The 352-nt window shown below is 65.6% G+C and carries 1 protein-coding gene; it reads right to left on the bottom strand.

Annotated elements, in window-relative coordinates:
* Window positions 1-95 precede the first annotated feature (95 nt).
* A partial coding sequence (locus RISW2_RS25590) for a hypothetical protein (RefSeq protein ID WP_211238756.1) occupies window positions 96-352 on the bottom strand: 257 nt, incomplete at its 5' end.

The following is a 352-nucleotide window of genomic DNA, read 5'->3' as shown; positions in this document are numbered from 1 at the left end:
GGTCTGCGTCTCGATGCGCTTCAGAGCCGCGAGATACTCGCGCTCCGTGAGGCCCATCTCAATGAGAAGCGCCTCATCTGCTGAGGGTTGTGCCATCAGAGTATCCCCAGATCCCGCATGCGGTCTTCCGACATGCCCTCGCCGCCACCCTTGCGATCGCCGCCGCCATGCGCCTCGCGGTATCCATCGACGCACGCGAGGTATTCCCAAAGCGTCATCGCGTTGACCTGCGCAGGCGTGAAGCCCATCACGGCGCCGTTTCCGTAGATGCCGGAGAAGGTCCATTTTCCGGGGGGCTCTCCGTCGCCCCCTCCGGCTTTCCCACCGGGTCGTCCCCCGGCCCCAGCATGGC

The organism is Roseivivax isoporae LMG 25204, assembly GCF_000521865.1.
GTDB lineage: Bacteria > Pseudomonadota > Alphaproteobacteria > Rhodobacterales > Rhodobacteraceae > Roseivivax > Roseivivax isoporae.
The sequence above is the reverse complement of the archived record's forward strand: the minus strand, read 5'-3'. Positions and strand labels throughout refer to the sequence as shown.